We start from the raw sequence: 14,861 nt of genomic DNA on the forward strand, positions 1-14,861 counted from the left end.
AAGAATCGTTAATATTCCTAGTAGCGTAAGGTAAAATGGAAAAGATTGCGATTATTGGATATTCTGGACATTCATATGTAGTGTTGGACGCAAGTTTAAAAAGTAATTTGCATATCCAATTCTATAGTGATTTATCAGAGAAGCAGAATAATCCATTTAATTTACAATATATCGGCGATGAATCAAAAGATGCATTTAATTGGGATATCGCTGATAGCTACATTTTGGGTATTGGCGATAATACTATTAGAGAACTTATTGTAAGAAATATTTTAAATAAGAAGAAAAAAATATTAAATATTATTCATCCAAATAGCACAATTGCAAATTTTGCTAAAATTGGAATTGGGAATTTTATTGGACCACAGGCTACTATAAATGCGTTAGCAACAATTGGTTGCTATTGTATTATTAATTCTGGATCCATCGTTGAGCATGAATGTCAAATTTCTGATTTTGTTCATTTAGGTCCAGGTTCCGTATTAGCTGGACAAGTAATAGTGGGACGTAAGACATTTATAGGTGCTAATACCGTTGTCAAGCAAGGAATTTCGATTGGAGAAAATGTTGTTGTTGGAGCTGGCAGTGTAGTTTTAAAAGATATTCCAAATGGGGAAGTCTGGGTTGGAAATCCAGCTAAAAAATTAAGATAATGAAGAACAAAGTTATAATTATTGCAGAAGCTGGAGTTAATCATAATGGCATTCTAGAAAATGCTTTTAAACTTGTTGACGCTGCAGTAGATGCAGGTGTAGATTATGTCAAGTTTCAAACATTCAAAGCTGATAAACTTGTTTCTAAATCAGCAAAAAAAGCTGATTATCAAATTCAGAATACAGGAGATAATCAGGATTCTCAATTGGATATGTTGAAAAAATTGGAACTTTCTCATGCCGATCACGAAAAGCTAATTTCCTATTGCCAAGAAAAGAATATTCAGTTTTTTTCGACAGCATTTGATCTTGAGTCACTTGATTATTTATCAGAAATTGGTCTTAAATTGGTGAAAATTCCTTCAGGAGAGATTACGAATTTACCCTACCTGCGAAAAGCGGCCTTGCTTTTTGAAGAAGTAATTTTGTCAACCGGAATGTGCACTCTTGAAGATATACGCCTAGCTGTCGATGTCTTTTTAAAATCAGGACTATCAAAAGATAAAATTACAATTTTACATTGCAATACTGAATATCCAACACCAATGCTCGATGTTAATTTGAAAGCAATGCTTCATATAGCTGATACTTTCGCTACAGAAATTGGTTATTCTGATCATACTTTAGGTATTGAAGTCCCAGTTGCAGCTGTTGCGCTAGGAGCTCAGATTATCGAAAAGCATTTCACTTTAGATAAGACGATGGCAGGTCCAGACCATGCCGCTTCATTAGAGCCCAGTGAATTAAAGGCTATGGTTTCAGCGATCCGAAATATTGAAGCTGCAATTTCAGGAACTGGTCTTAAAGAACCAAGTGCTTCGGAGGCAAAGAATATGGCTATTGCAAGAAAAAGTATTATTGCAAAGCAAAATATTCAAAAGGGTGAGGTATTTACCAATGAAAACTTGACTGTAAAACGGCCTGGGACTGGGATTTCTCCGATGGATTGGGATCAAGTTATAGGAAAAGTTGCAAAACAGGATTTCGAGGAAGATGAACTAATTGAATTATAGATGAAGAAAATCTGTATTGTAACAGCAACAAGAGCGGAATATGGTTTATTGAAACCATTGATGCATAAGCTACATGAAAGTGATCAATTTGAACTGCAGATTGTAGCGACGGGTGCTCATTTGTCTCCTGAATTCGGTTTGACATATCGATTTATTGAATCAGATGGATTCCAAATAAATGATAAGGTTGAAATGTTATTATCGTCAGACACGCCAGCTGGTATTGTTAAATCTATGGGATTAGCTCAGATTGGTTTTGCTGATATATTTAATCGTCTGAAACCTGATGCAATGATCATTTTAGGAGATCGATATGAGATGTTATCTGTAGCATCTGCCGCAACTATTTTTACTATTCCAATTATACACTTACATGGCGGTGAAATAACAGAAGGGGCTTATGATGATGCTATCAGGCACGCTATTAGTAAATTAAGTGCAATTCATTTTACTTCTACAGAAGAGTATCGTCAAAGATTGATCCAAATGGGGGAACAGCCTACTCATGTTCACAATGTGGGTGCTATAGGTTTAGATAATATTATCGACTTGCCTTTAATGAGTCGCGAAGAGTTAGAAAATAGTTTAGGTATTGTCTTTAAAAAGTATAATTATCAGATTACTTTTCATCCCGAAACCTTATCAGACATTAGTTCAGAAGAGCAATTTGATATTTTGTTAGAAGCTATACGTCAACAAAAAGACAGCTATTTTATCTTCACAAAAGCCAATGCAGATACAAATGGGCGTGTTATCAATCAAATGATTGATAAGTTTGTTGCTGAAAATAATACAATCTCATCAGCTTACAGTTCACTAGGGAGCTTAAGGTTTTTATCTACTGTAAAAATATGTAATGCTATTGTTGGAAATAGTTCAAGCGGAATCATTGAAGCTCCTTCTTTAGGTACAGCGACCATTAATATAGGAGACAGACAAAGGGGGCGTACACAAGCTAACAGTGTTGTAAATTGCAGTGTAGATTTAGAAGAGATTTTAGAGGCTTTTAAAAAAATTACTGACAGCACTTTTAAGAAGTCATTAAAAAGTTTACAAAATCCATATGGTCAAGGAGGAACTTCAGATAAAATTGTCCAAGCTCTCTCCCAAGTTGATTTTAAGGATCTTAAAATAAAGAAATTTTATAATATAGCCTTTTAAAATATGAATATTGTTGAAAGACATACGATATTGCAATCTCGTTCCGTTCGAGAAGCTTTAATTAAACTCGATAGTTTAGCTTCAGATGCTATTTTATTTGTTGTAGATACTGATAGTAAGCTTTTAGGTTCATTAACTGATGGTGATTTACGCAGAGGATTTATCAAAGGTCTAGATTTTAATAATCAACTTTGTGATTTTGTTCAAACATCACCTAAATATATCTTAGCTAATAGCTATAGTTTAGATAAACTGGAAGTTTTTAAAGCAAATCACTTTAAAGTAGTTCCAATTGTCAATGAAAACCATATCATTGTTGATGTTCTTAATTTTAGATTACAATCTACAATTATTCCTGCTGATGCAGTTTTAATGGCAGGAGGAGAAGGAAAGCGTTTACGTCCTTTAACGGAGACAATACCAAAACCACTATTAAAAGTTGGTGAAAAACCAATTATAGAATATAATATTGATCGATTACAAAAAGTTGGAATAAAGAATGTGAATTTGAGCATTAATTATTTGGGAGACCAATTGGTCGATTATTTTGGAGATGGAGAAAATCGTAATTTAAATATACGCTATGTCCGTGAAAATAAGCCCTTAGGGACAATTGGATCAATCTTATTAGTCGAAAATTTTGAACATGAGGATATTTTGGTGATGAATTCAGATTTGTTGACCAATATTGACTATGCTGACTTTTTTAAAACTTACAAAGACTCAGAAGCTGATATGGCTGTTGCTGCAACCTCTTATCAAGTAGATATTCCTTATGGAGTCCTTGAGGTTAATGAATTAAATATTGTTAAGTCTTTGAAAGAAAAACCACGTTATACTTATTTTTCTAATGCGGGTATTTATATTATTAAAAAAGATTTATTAAAAATGATTCCGGAAGATCAATTTTTTGATATTACGGATTTGATTAATCGGATTATCGAAATGAATCTAAAACTGATTACCTACCCAATCAATGGATACTGGTTGGATATTGGAAAACATGAGGATTTCAAAAAAGCTCAAGAGGACATTAAACATATAAAATTGTAGTTGTGAAAATTTTAATTAGCTTGTGCGCTCGAGGTGGTTCAAAAGGAATACCTAGAAAGAATATTAAAAATCTAAATGGTAGGCCTTTAATAGATTATAGCATTCAGTTTGCAGAAAGGATCAAAAGTATATATTCCGATGTTATTATAGAACTTTCGACTGACGATGATGAAATTAAGTCAGTTTCAGCTTTATGCGGTTTAAAATCAGATTATACAAGACCAGAATATTTAGCTTCGGATTCTGCAGGAAAAGTTGATGCGATACGAGACTTGTTAATTTATGCAGAAGCGAAATATCAGTGTAAATTTGATTATTTACTTGACTTGGATGTTAGCTCTCCCCTTCGGACAATCAATGATGTAGAAGAAGCTTTTAAATATATGGAAAGTGATCTTGAGGCGCTAACCCTTTTTTCTGTTAATAAGGCAGGTAAGAACCCTTATTTTAACATGGTAGAAAAAGATAGTGCAGGCTATTATGCCCTTTCAAAGAAAAGAGAATTCACTACACTTTCAAGGCAATCGGCACCAGATGTGTATGAACTAAATGCTTCATTTTACATATATAGACGTTCTTTTTTTGACTCTGAATTTAAGGGTGTTATCACAAATAAATCTTTGGTTTTTGAAATGAACCATATCTGTTTTGATTTAGATCATAGTATTGATTTTGAATTTATGGATTATTTATTGCGCAATCAAAAACTACCAATCGAATTAATATGAAAGTTTTAATTGTTGGACTTGGTTCTATCGCTCAAAAGCATATACTCGCATTAGTCAATTATGATTCTAGTATTGAACTTTATGCTTTGCGCCGAAGTGTGGACGCTACTATTCATCATACTGTGAAGAATATAGTTTCTTTAGACGAAGTGGATAATATAACTTTCGCAATAATTTCTAATCCGACTTCTGAACATGCTAATGCGATTAAATTGCTCGCAGAAAAAAACATCCCGCTTTTCATTGAAAAACCTGTGTTTGAATCTCTGAACTATAGTCATCTAGTTGATTTTGTTAAAGAAAAAAATCTTATAACATATGTTGCATGTAATTTGAGATTTTTAGAATGTTTGCAGTATGTTAAAAATGAGATTATTATTAAAAAGCGTATTAATGAAATTAATGTGTATTGTGGTTCTTATTTGCCAGATTGGAGACGGGGTATTGATTTCAGAACAGTATACAGTGCTAACAAGAATGAAGGAGGGGGAGTCCATATCGATTTAATCCACGAAATGGATTATGTTTATTGGTTGTTTGAAAAACCACAAACTGTTAGGAAGTTTTATTCAAGCTTATCTTCTTTGAATATTACATCTTATGATTATGCAAACTATCTATTATCATATCCCGAATTTAACATTAATATCCAACTTAATTATTATCGTAGGGATCCAAAGCGAACACTTGAAATTGTTTGTGAAGAGGGTACATATTTAGTAGATTTATTAACCAACACAATTTACCTTAATTCGGCTGTCATTTTTGAGTCTAATAAACGAATATTAGATACATACCAAACACAACTCAATTTTTTCATCAATGATATTTTGAATAATAAAAAATCATTTAATGATATTGAAGAAGCTTATGAAATTTTAAAATTATGTCTGGAAGATTAAAAAATAAGGTAATTATTATTACAGGCGGTGCAGGCTTATAGGCCAGCATATAGTTGATTTTTGTACAACAGAAGGTGCTATTTCGATTAGTGTAGATATAAATAATGTTACTGATTTAGTGAAGGGTAGCTATTCCTGTGATCTTACAGATCCTACTGCAATTTCTAAATTAGTGGAGGATGTGATGGCGCATTTTGGTAGAATCGATGGATTGGTAAATAATGCTTACCCAAGAACTTCGGATTGGGGAGCAAAATTTGAAGACATTCCGTTTGAATCTTGGCAAAAAATGTTGACATGCAATTAAATGCCGTATTCCTTCTTTCGCAGCATATCCTAAATATTATGAAAATTCAGAAATCTGGATCGATTGTTAATATTGGTTCGATCTATGGTGTAGTGGGAAATGATTTTACAATTTATGAGGGTTATGGAGGAACATCTCCTGCAGCATATACAGCTATCAAAGGAGGTTTAATAAATCTCTCCCGTTATTTAGCCTCTTATTTTGGGCCATTTGGCATACGTGTAAATTGTGTTTCTCCGGGCGGTATTATAGATAAACAACACCCCTCATTCATTGAAAGGTATGAGAATAAATCGCCGTTAAAAAGGTTAGGTCGGCCAGAGGAAATCGCACCAGCTGTTGTTTTTCTGCTTTCGGACGAAGCATCTTTTATTACAGGCCATAATCTAATGGTTGATGGAGGTTGGACTGCTATATAGTACATTATCCCGTGTAGTTTTTTACAAAATCATCATCTATTTTTTAATATAAAACTCAGATTCTATAGTTTTCATTTATGAAATTAAACGCTAAAAATCTTAAACAGAAATTTATTTTGTATAAAACACCTATTGCTTATACAATGAGTTCTGTCGTTAAAGCATTGGCTACTTTAACAACTGGATTTATTATAGCAAGATTCATTGCTCCAAATGATTTTGGTTTATGGAGCACATTTTCGTTATTAATTAGTTATGCTTTAGTATTTCAAGGAGGAGTAATTAACGGACTTAATTTGGAATTGCCTTTGTCTCTTGGTAAGGGGGATATTAAAAAAAGTAATCTTTACGTTGGAGTAGCTCAAGTATTTACTCTGTTTGCAAGCATAATGATTTTATTTTTAGCATTAATGGTCTTTTTCTTTTATTCATTTAATAATGACAAAGAAAAATATGGATTTTGGGGATATCGATTATTATCATTTTTACTTTCTATCAAAATTTTCTTCTATCTACTTTTCGATCTAATAATCAATTTTTAAAACTTTCATATATTCAAATTGTAGAAGCAATTATGAATATGTCAACACTCGTGTTAGTATTTTATTTTGCTTTTTATGGATTGGTTTTGAAAACTGTAATAATGATTGTTTTTTTGTTACATTATTATTTATTTATCGCCCAATAAAGGTGGGGTTGAAATGGGATAAGGAAACTTTTAAGCATTTGTTAAAGATAGGAGTGCCAATATTTATTTTAGCTTATATTGAAGTTTTTGCTGTAACATTTGATAAAATTTTATTGCTAAAATTTAGTGATTTAAAAAATGTGGGAATATATTCTTTTGCATTTTATGCATTTGCTTTTTCAACACTTTTTTCAACATCGATAGCGAGTTATGTGTATCCAAAATTGACTTATAAATATGGTGAGAATAATGATAAAAGAATTCTATGGGGATATGTGAAGAAAATAACAATTGTATTATTGGGGGTTCAAATTCCTTTTGCAATAATTGGTTATTTTCTTATTCCATTTCTGATAACATTACATTTTCCAAATTATATCGAGGGTATTTTTCCTATGCAAATTTTATTATTTGCAGGTGTTTTAAAGGGTTCTGTTATAGGTACTAATGTATTGTGGAGTATAAAAAAATGGAAATATATGATTATATATCAAGTATCTTACGCTTTACTATTTGTTGGGTTCACTTTTCTTTTTGTTACGAATTATTCTAATAAAGTCACAGGTGTGTCTTTAGGTGTTTTATCTGCAAATTTAATTAATCTTTTTAACGGCATATATCTTTCTTATAAAGCTACTAACGAAAAACTAAATAAATAAGTATGGGATTAAGTCGTGAAGAAATATCTAGGAAATTTTTAGAGTATGAAAGAGATCAAGATCTTTTGCATCTCTCTATTAATAATGTCTTTGTGTGGCAAATAACAAGAGTCTGGATTTTCTTGAAACTTTTAAAGTTTCCGCATCCTCCAAGTAAAATGGAGGATAATAACTTTTTATTAAAAACGGGGGCAAAGGGAATTAGAGTTATAATTAACAGTATACTTTTCAACCCCTTTTTTGATTTTAATAGAAGTAATACATTAATATTTCAGAGTAATAGAAAATATCCAATTAATGAGCATTATATAGATATTTATACGCATTATTTAGTTGAGGAATTGAGGTCAAAAGGACAAAGTATTACTATTTATGAGACAATACTAGAGAATGGTCCAAAAAAATCTAATTTTGCAAGGAAAGAAAGAAATACTAAACATTTGGATTTTTTGTCTTTACTTTCAAAAGTGATGAAAGTATTTATTAGACCTAAGTTAAGTAAAGTCGAACTAAATCAAATTAAAAGCATAGAGGTGGCGATAAATGAAATATTTCATATAGACTTAAACCTGCACGTTTTTTTTCAAGAAGCTATTAGAAAGTTTAAATCAGAACTAATTGTGTATGATTTTTGTTCAAGATTAAGAAAAGTAAGGAAATTTTTCTGGTTGGATCTAATGATAAGCAAAGCCTAATTGTTGCTGCAAAGAGAAATAATATTATTGTAAATGAATTGCAACATGGTTTAAATAGTGACAAAGATGTAATTTTGAATTATCCTTATACAGTAGAAGAAAGTTTAGAATATTTCCCTAATCATTTTTATAAATGGAATAATGTAGAAATGTTTTTTGCAAAGCTTCCTTTAAAAAGTGATAACATTTTTGAAATTCCTAATTATCATTTGGAATTTATGATTGAAAGTACAAAAACGATTTCGAGAGACGCGAAATCTGTTTTAATTATTTCTCAACCTCATGGTTCAAAAGAGATTTTGAGATTTATTCTGAATAATATCAGCGAACTTGATTCATATAAAATTATTTATAAAATACATCCAACTGAAGATTTTAATAAAAGTATAGAAGACCAATTTGTTGATCATAAAAATATTCATTTTGTAAGAAATGAAGAATCTATTTATGCTCTTATGAAAAAATGTGAATTTGTTGTTGGAATTTATTCTTCTTCTCTCTATGAAGCAGTTGTCTTTAATTGTAGTATTATTTTATTAAAATTACCTGGGGTCGAAATGTCGTTGAATTTATTGAAAAACTCTAAATGTAAATTAATGGACATCAATGACAGGTTATTAAAATTTATGATTGATAAAATTTGATTTTGAAATGATTCTATTTTTAATATTTTTAGTCCTACAGTTTTTTATTTTTTATAATAAAAGGTCTTTGGCATTTATTTTTGTTATTATTCAATTAGTTTCTGTAATTGGTTCTTTCTTTTTGGGAGTAGAGGTAGAGATCGAAACAATAGAAGAATACAGTTTTATTTTTATAATGCTTTTGTTACTTTATCTCATCATTTCACCGTGGCGTAGTTATTCAGGAATAGAAAAAATTGCGTCAATAGAACAAGAGAAACTGTATCTTATTACAAGATTCTTAATTTTAGTAAATGTGATATGCTTTGTTATTTTATTGACAATTGTTATTATTGTTCAGACATTGGTTGAAAATGTAAATGAATTTAAATACGTCGCTGGTGTAAATCATACTTTTATTGAGAATAATTTACCTTTTCCTAGAATATTCTTTAGTTTTGCAATCGTTTTTTCTAATTTTGCTTATTTCCTTCTCCCGTTACATTTTTATTATCTTCATAAAAATAAAAATAGGCTTGCTATCATTTGTCTTATTTTGTCATTAAATATCATTTTATTAGGTCTAACTTATTTTTCAAGAGCAGTTGTTGTGCAATACTTATTCTTATATGTTGCGTTACTATATGCTTTTTACGGAACTATTTCTAAAAATTCAAAAAGAGTGATGAAAAAGACTTTTTTTGTGATGGGGGGAATTCTTTTAATATATTTTATTGATATATCAATAAAGATTTCAATCAGATAATTCGGCCTCAAAATCTTATGAAGAAAAAATTCCCGCAGAGGCAATAACACAAGATCCCTTAATATATAGCTTCTTAGATTATTTATCACAAGGTTATCTTAATGGAATTGAAGTTGTAAAGCATTATGATGGAGAGGGATTTAATGGGAATCTGACTTTTGAGAAAATCAATTCTATAATTTCTACTCAAAGTGAGACCCAATCAAGACTTGAATATAGAAGAAAATTATGGACAGGGAAATATTCGTACAATTTCTTGGGATTCCCCGCCTATGCGATTTATGACTACGGTCTTTTTGGAAGTCTTATTTTTTGTTTGATATATTTCTTAATTGTTACGCGTGTAAAGCCAAAAAATAAAACAATCAAACTTAAAAATTTATTTTTGCTGGTTTTCTTAATACAAATCCCGCTGATGTCACTATTTTATAATGTTATAGTTGAGATGATTATCGCATTTCTTCTATGGATACCACTTTACTTTTATTTGAGTATTAAATCATCAAGTTAATCAATTTAAAACTATATAATATGAAAGTTAATTTTATAGGAGGATTTTTTCCAAAAGACAAAATGTCTGAATATATTCAAAATAGTTCTGGTATGATTCACTATGCGGCAAATTCATTGCAGCAATCTATTATTGCTGGGTTAAAATTATTTCCAGATATTGAAACAAAATTGATCACAGCTCCTTTCTTAGTGAATTATCCTCAATATAAAAAGGTTTTTATAAAGGGAAAAAAAGTACGGATTATCAAATAGTTCCTTTTATTAATCTTAAGTTGATTGATTCATTTTCTAAGACTTGGTCTCTAAATAAAATTATTAATAAAGAAATTCCAAATGATAAGGATAATATAATTCTGGTTTATGGTATGTTTGATTATTTTCTTAAAGCCATACCGAAGAAATATAATAATAAAGTTTGTCTTGTAGTCCCTGACCTTCCTAGAATGATGGGTGGAGATCTAAATAATTTAAAAATAAAACTGTATTTAGGTTACATTGAAGGTGTAATAAATGAGAATTTATATAAAATAGATTGCTTTGTATTCATTTCTAAGTTTATGACAGATTATGTCGACGTAAAGGGTAAACCTTGGATTGTTATCGAAGGAATTTACAATAATCAGCAGATTGTTGAAGATCAATCAAAGGAAACGAATAATACTATACTCTATACAGGGACCTTAGATGTAAGATATGGAATAATTGAATTGCTAGAGTCATTTTCTTTAATTTCTGATAAGAATTTTAACTTGTGGATTTGTGGAGAGGGAGCAGGGAAAAGCGAAGTGTTAATTGCGGCTTCCAAGGATAGCCGGATAAATTACTATGGGCAGATCTCCACTGAAGAAGTATTGATCCTGCAAAGAAAAGCCACAGTTCTTGTCAATCCTCGTAAAAATGATATGGAATTTACTAAATTCTCATTTCCCTCGAAAACGATGGAATACTTAGCTTCTGGAACGCCAGTTGTTATGTATAAGTTAGCTGGTATTCCAGAAGAATATTATCCCTATTTTTTCACTCCTGAAGATAGTTCTGTAATAGCTTTAAAGAACAAATTATTAGAAGTTGTTGCTTTATCAAATGACGAGAGAGAAAAGTTCGGTAGGGGTGCACAAAGATTTATTTTTGAAAATAAAAATCCAAAATTACAAGTAGGTAAAATTATTAACATGATTTCTGAACTTTTATAATTTTAATTTTGAAAATGAGTTGTAATGTTTATAAAAAAAAGCCATTAATGGGAAATAGTATGAAGAGACGTCTTTTATTCTTGAATTTATATTTTATTTGTTTCTTTTTGATTATTGTCTTTGGTAGTACTTGTGTAGCGCAAAGTCGAGTTCCCTATATTAATGTTAATGAAAGAGGTGTATCCGTCGCTAGCCAAATAAATGAAACAGATCAAGATAAATATAAAAGGTGGCTGAAATTAAATGAATTATTTTTAGATGCGATCAAAAAAAGGTCAATTTATATTTTCCTAGAGGTACTTATGATGTTGGAAATAGAAATTTTCCCTTCAGAATGTCCGAAAATTTAAAAGGAGAAGACTTACTGGATTGCTCTGGCATAGTAATCTATGGAGAGAAAGGAACAGTTCTGAAAACCTCATCGAAAAATGGAGCAGATGTTCTTCAGTTGAATAAAATTAAAAATATTACATTTAGAAACCTAGAGATAACGGCTACAGTTAAAGAGCATAATAGTTCTGGATCTAACGGGGTTTCAATAACGAATGGATTTGATAATATAACTTTGGAAAATATATATATTCATGATCTTCCTGGTGTTGATAAAGGATATTGGATAGATGGAGGTAAAGGTTTAACAGTACAAAATTCTGCTAATTCAAAAGCGTATAAAGGAACTATTATTGCAAAAAATATTATTGTTGAAAATTGTGCATATGGATTTAGAATGGATACGAATCACATTTCTGACATGATGGAGTATTATCGAAGTTTTAAGTTGGATATAGATATAAAAATAAGTAAGGCCTTTCAAGGTGTTTCAATAGAGTTTGGAAAGGCTACTAAAAATATTCCTTCAAATGCCTTATTGGATATTAACATTAAGGCTTCACTTAACAATTGTCAACAATATGTTAATTTTGTGAGAGTTGTTGGGGGGAAATTTACATTTCTTTGTGATAGAAGTCAGACCTATAAACAAGTTTTAAGAAATCATCAAAATAAGATTTGGAGTTCAAAAGATGGTAGGGTTTTTGGTTTTATGTCAGGATACTCTAAATATACTAGAGTTTCTATGAGTGGAAATGTTGGTGAGGTAGGAAATAAAGTAATAATAGGAGTGGTTGGTACTATTAACGAAGATTTTAACTTAAAAAATAGTACTGAAAATAACAATTTTTATTTTAATGTGCTGGGGACTTCTAAGGATAGTGATATTCGTGTGATTAGCTATCTTGGTGAATCCTTAAATAATAACAATATTACTATATCAAGTAGAACAGCTCAAAAATTACCTAAAGAAGTACTGTCTAATAATAACAATGTTACAAGATGAATTTTATCTCAATAAAGGATCAAAATAAATTTTTGCCTTTAGTAAGCGTAATTATCCCTTTTTATAAGCACAAGGATTGGTTACTAGAAGCTTTAGAAAGTGTGAAAAATCAAAAATATTCCAACTTAGAAGTTATTATAATTAACGATGGTTCAGAGGTAAATATAGACTTAATAAAAGAAAGTTTTTTAGAATACAAATTTATAGATATTCCAAATGGAGGTGCTGGAGCCGCCAGAAATCTTGGCATAGAAAGAGCTAGCGGCGACTACATTGCTTTTTTAGATTCTGATGATATATGGGAGCCTAATAAAATTCACAAACAGCTAAATTATATGCTTGCTCATGGATCGATTTGGAGTCATACCAATTATCAGAAGTTCTACGAGGAAGAGCCCAATAGAATTGATACAGTAAATACGAAGTTATCTGGAAATATTATACCTACTATGTTTATAACATGCCCTATTGCAACTCCCTGTGTAATGGTGAAAAGGGAAGTGTTCATTAATGACAAATCTATCAGGTTTTCAACAGTTTATCAAGCAGGGGAAGATTCGTATTTATGGTTTAGGCTTGCCGAAAAATATGAATTGGCACATTTAGATTTATATTCCACAAAGGTTAGAATTAGAGGAAGTAATGCCGCATATAATGCAAAGCTTCAATTAGAAGCAAAAGCGCAAAATTATAAGTTTTTGACCTCTTCCAAATATTTATTTAAAAGAAAATGTGATTACATTGTGGTGATTATAGGTTTTTTTTAGCGTTTTATTTAGATAAAATTTTTAAAAATATCATTAAACATAATGTTACCAATGAAAAAAGACAGAATCAAATAGCAATATTACTTTATGCTATTCCATATATATATTTAAAGTCAGTGTCAAAGTTGTTTAAATTTTAGTTATGCAAATAAAAGATAAAACCCTATTAATAACCGGTGGTACCGGTTCATTTGGAACTGCGGTATTGAACCGTTTCTTGCAAACAGAGCATTTTAAAGAAATACGGATTTCTCGCGACGAGAAAAAGCAGGACGATATGCGGAACTTATATCGAAACGATAAAATTAAGTATTATATTGGAGATGTGCGTGACTATACATCCGTTGAACCAGCAACAAGAGGTGTTGATTACGTTTTTCATGCAGCTGCTTTAAAACAGGTTCCTTCATGTGAATTTTTTCCTATGCAGGCTGTTAAGACGAATGTGGAGGGAACACAAAATGTTATACGTGCAGCGGCTTCAAATGGCGTAAAAAAGTAATTTGTTTATCAACAGATAAAGCTGCTTACCCAATTAATGCAATGGGTATTTCTAAAGCTATGATGGAGAAAGTTGCCGTTGCTGAGGCACGTAATTTGACAGAAACTGTTGTTTGTTTGACTCGTTATGGAAATGTGATGGCTTCACGAGGATCTGTTATCCCTTTGTTCCTTAATCAGATTCAGAAAGGTGAGCCTATTACCATCACGGATCCAAATATGTCTCGCTTCTTTATGTCCTTGGAAGATGCCGTTGATTTGGTATTATTTGCTTTTGAACATGCTAATCCAGGTGACCTTTTGTTAACAAAGCTCCGGCAGGATCAATCGGCGATTTAGCTAAAGCTTTGATTGAATTGACTGGTAAGGAGGTTCCTGTTAAAGTGATTGGTACACGTCATGGAGAAAAACTTTATGAAACTTTATGTACCCGTGAAGAAATGATGAAAGCCGAGGATATGGGTGATTTCTATCGTGTTCCAGCCGATAATAGAGACTTAAACTATGCGAAGTATTTCTCGGAAGGTGAGCAAGATGTATCTAAGATTGAAGATTATCATTCCCACAATACGGAGCAACAAGGTGTTGAAGGGCTTAAAAAATTAATTTCAACATTACCGCTCATCAGAAAGGAAGTTTTTGGTGAGGACGTAATGCAATATCCATACTAATATTTTATTATGATTGATTTTATAAAGGGTGGAATAGCCAAGGATGGCAGAGGTCAAATTCGATTTGTGAATGATTTTGAAATGTCTTTGGTTAAAAGATTTTATATCATTAAGAACTTAGATTTAACGTTAGTTAGAGGATGGAGAGCTCATCGCATTGAGCAGCGGTGGTTTTACGTTCTCTCAGGTTCTTTTGCCATTGATACTGTAAAA

Annotated in this window: 18 protein-coding genes and 2 pseudogenes; all 20 read left to right on the plus strand. The window is 31.0% G+C overall.

Annotation, left to right across the window (positions count from 1 at the left end; translation table 11 throughout):
- Positions 1–35: 35 nt before the first annotated feature.
- The gene (locus L950_RS02940) at positions 36–653 is read left to right on the plus strand and encodes an acetyltransferase (protein WP_021188972.1); all 618 of its coding nucleotides are present in this window, start codon (positions 36–38) and stop codon (positions 651–653) included.
- Entirely contained in the window at positions 653–1,666 is a 1,014-nt protein-coding gene (gene neuB, locus L950_RS02945) for an N-acetylneuraminate synthase (protein WP_021188973.1), read from the plus strand. The genes L950_RS02940 and neuB overlap by 1 nt, the downstream gene beginning before the upstream one ends.
- Positions 1,667–2,827 carry a UDP-N-acetylglucosamine 2-epimerase gene (gene neuC / locus L950_RS02950; RefSeq protein ID WP_021188974.1) on the plus strand — a complete coding sequence of 387 codons (1,161 nt, stop codon included), beginning with the start codon at positions 1,667–1,669 and terminating at the stop codon, positions 2,825–2,827. It begins immediately after the preceding gene.
- 3 nt (positions 2,828–2,830) lie between these two features.
- A complete protein-coding gene (locus L950_RS02955) occupies positions 2,831–3,880 on the plus strand; it encodes a nucleotidyltransferase family protein (RefSeq protein ID WP_021188975.1) in 1,050 nt (349 codons plus the stop codon).
- A gap of 2 nt (positions 3,881–3,882) precedes the next feature.
- Positions 3,883–4,608: a cytidylyltransferase domain-containing protein gene (locus L950_RS02960; RefSeq protein ID WP_031287667.1), complete on the plus strand. Its 726-nt coding sequence runs from the start codon at positions 3,883–3,885 to the stop codon at positions 4,606–4,608.
- Positions 4,605–5,510 carry a Gfo/Idh/MocA family protein gene (locus tag L950_RS02965; RefSeq protein WP_021188977.1) on the plus strand — a complete coding sequence of 302 codons (906 nt, stop codon included), beginning with the start codon at positions 4,605–4,607 and terminating at the stop codon, positions 5,508–5,510. The genes L950_RS02960 and L950_RS02965 overlap by 4 nt, the downstream gene beginning before the upstream one ends.
- A 97-nt stretch (positions 5,511–5,607) precedes the next feature.
- Positions 5,608–6,236: pseudogene (locus L950_RS29300) on the plus strand (SDR family oxidoreductase).
- Between the two features lie 77 nt (positions 6,237–6,313).
- Complete coding sequence (locus L950_RS02975; protein ID WP_021188978.1) at positions 6,314–6,778, plus strand: hypothetical protein; 465 nt, start codon at positions 6,314–6,316, stop codon at positions 6,776–6,778.
- 79 nt (positions 6,779–6,857) lie between these two features.
- Entirely contained in the window at positions 6,858–7,583 is a 726-nt protein-coding gene (locus L950_RS02980) for a lipopolysaccharide biosynthesis protein (protein WP_262506961.1), read from the plus strand.
- A gap of 2 nt (positions 7,584–7,585) precedes the next feature.
- On the plus strand, positions 7,586–8,278 hold the full coding sequence (locus L950_RS02985; protein WP_021188980.1) for a hypothetical protein: 693 nt from the start codon (positions 7,586–7,588) through the stop codon (positions 8,276–8,278).
- A complete protein-coding gene (locus L950_RS02990) occupies positions 8,215–8,922 on the plus strand; it encodes a hypothetical protein (protein WP_021188981.1) in 708 nt (235 codons plus the stop codon). Before L950_RS02985 ends, L950_RS02990 begins: the two co-directional genes overlap by 64 nt.
- Before the next feature lie 67 nt (positions 8,923–8,989).
- On the plus strand, positions 8,990–9,667 hold the full coding sequence (locus tag L950_RS02995; protein WP_156169505.1) for a hypothetical protein: 678 nt from the start codon (positions 8,990–8,992) through the stop codon (positions 9,665–9,667).
- A 531-nt stretch (positions 9,668–10,198) separates the two neighbouring features.
- On the plus strand, positions 10,199–10,432 hold the full coding sequence (locus L950_RS03000) for a hypothetical protein (RefSeq protein WP_021188983.1): 234 nt from the start codon (positions 10,199–10,201) through the stop codon (positions 10,430–10,432).
- A gap of 20 nt (positions 10,433–10,452) precedes the next feature.
- Positions 10,453–11,373: a glycosyltransferase gene (locus tag L950_RS03005; protein WP_021188984.1), complete on the plus strand. Its 921-nt coding sequence runs from the start codon at positions 10,453–10,455 to the stop codon at positions 11,371–11,373.
- Between the two features lie 47 nt (positions 11,374–11,420).
- A complete protein-coding gene (locus L950_RS03010) occupies positions 11,421–11,723 on the plus strand; it encodes a hypothetical protein (RefSeq protein WP_156169506.1) in 303 nt (100 codons plus the stop codon).
- Positions 11,708–12,709 (plus strand): hypothetical protein, encoded by a 1,002-nt coding sequence (locus L950_RS03015; RefSeq protein ID WP_021188986.1) that lies wholly within the window; start codon positions 11,708–11,710, stop codon positions 12,707–12,709. The genes L950_RS03010 and L950_RS03015 overlap by 16 nt, the downstream gene beginning before the upstream one ends.
- Positions 12,706–13,476 carry a glycosyltransferase family 2 protein gene (locus L950_RS03020; protein ID WP_021188987.1) on the plus strand — a complete coding sequence of 257 codons (771 nt, stop codon included), beginning with the start codon at positions 12,706–12,708 and terminating at the stop codon, positions 13,474–13,476. Before L950_RS03015 ends, L950_RS03020 begins: the two co-directional genes overlap by 4 nt.
- Positions 13,477–13,618: 142 nt before the next feature.
- Positions 13,619–14,396 (plus strand): annotated as a pseudogene (locus tag L950_RS03025) (polysaccharide biosynthesis protein); the annotation flags it as partial.
- A 39-nt stretch (positions 14,397–14,435) separates the two neighbouring features.
- Positions 14,436–14,648 (plus strand): hypothetical protein, encoded by a 213-nt coding sequence (locus L950_RS36230; RefSeq protein ID WP_316930520.1) that lies wholly within the window; start codon positions 14,436–14,438, stop codon positions 14,646–14,648.
- 9 nt (positions 14,649–14,657) lie between these two features.
- Positions 14,658–14,861: hypothetical protein (locus tag L950_RS31720; protein ID WP_021188988.1), on the plus strand; the 204-nt coding region annotated here is incomplete at its 3' end.

Source organism: Sphingobacterium sp. IITKGP-BTPF85 (assembly GCF_001006065.1).
Classification (GTDB): Bacteria; Bacteroidota; Bacteroidia; order Sphingobacteriales; family Sphingobacteriaceae; genus Sphingobacterium; species Sphingobacterium anhuiense.

Excerpts from the sequence above, each read along its gene's own strand:
- L950_RS02940 (WP_021188972.1), top strand. The coding sequence starts at position 36 with ATGGAAAAGATTGCGATTATTGGATATTCTGGACATTCATATGTAGTG.
- neuB (WP_021188973.1), top strand. The coding sequence starts at position 653 with ATGAAGAACAAAGTTATAATTATTGCAGAAGCTGGAGTTAATCATAAT.
- neuC (WP_021188974.1), top strand. The coding sequence starts at position 1,667 with ATGAAGAAAATCTGTATTGTAACAGCAACAAGAGCGGAATATGGTTTA.
- L950_RS02955 (WP_021188975.1), top strand. The coding sequence starts at position 2,831 with ATGAATATTGTTGAAAGACATACGATATTGCAATCTCGTTCCGTTCGA.
- L950_RS02965 (WP_021188977.1), top strand. The coding sequence starts at position 4,605 with ATGAAAGTTTTAATTGTTGGACTTGGTTCTATCGCTCAAAAGCATATA.
- L950_RS02975 (WP_021188978.1), top strand. The coding sequence starts at position 6,314 with ATGAAATTAAACGCTAAAAATCTTAAACAGAAATTTATTTTGTATAAA.
- L950_RS02985 (WP_021188980.1), top strand. The coding sequence starts at position 7,586 with ATGGGATTAAGTCGTGAAGAAATATCTAGGAAATTTTTAGAGTATGAA.
- L950_RS03000 (WP_021188983.1), top strand. The coding sequence starts at position 10,199 with ATGAAAGTTAATTTTATAGGAGGATTTTTTCCAAAAGACAAAATGTCT.
- L950_RS03010 (WP_156169506.1), top strand. The coding sequence starts at position 11,421 with ATGGGAAATAGTATGAAGAGACGTCTTTTATTCTTGAATTTATATTTT.
- L950_RS03015 (WP_021188986.1), top strand. The coding sequence starts at position 11,708 with ATGTCCGAAAATTTAAAAGGAGAAGACTTACTGGATTGCTCTGGCATA.
- L950_RS03020 (WP_021188987.1), top strand. The coding sequence starts at position 12,706 with ATGAATTTTATCTCAATAAAGGATCAAAATAAATTTTTGCCTTTAGTA.
- L950_RS36230 (WP_316930520.1), top strand. The coding sequence starts at position 14,436 with ATGGGTGATTTCTATCGTGTTCCAGCCGATAATAGAGACTTAAACTAT.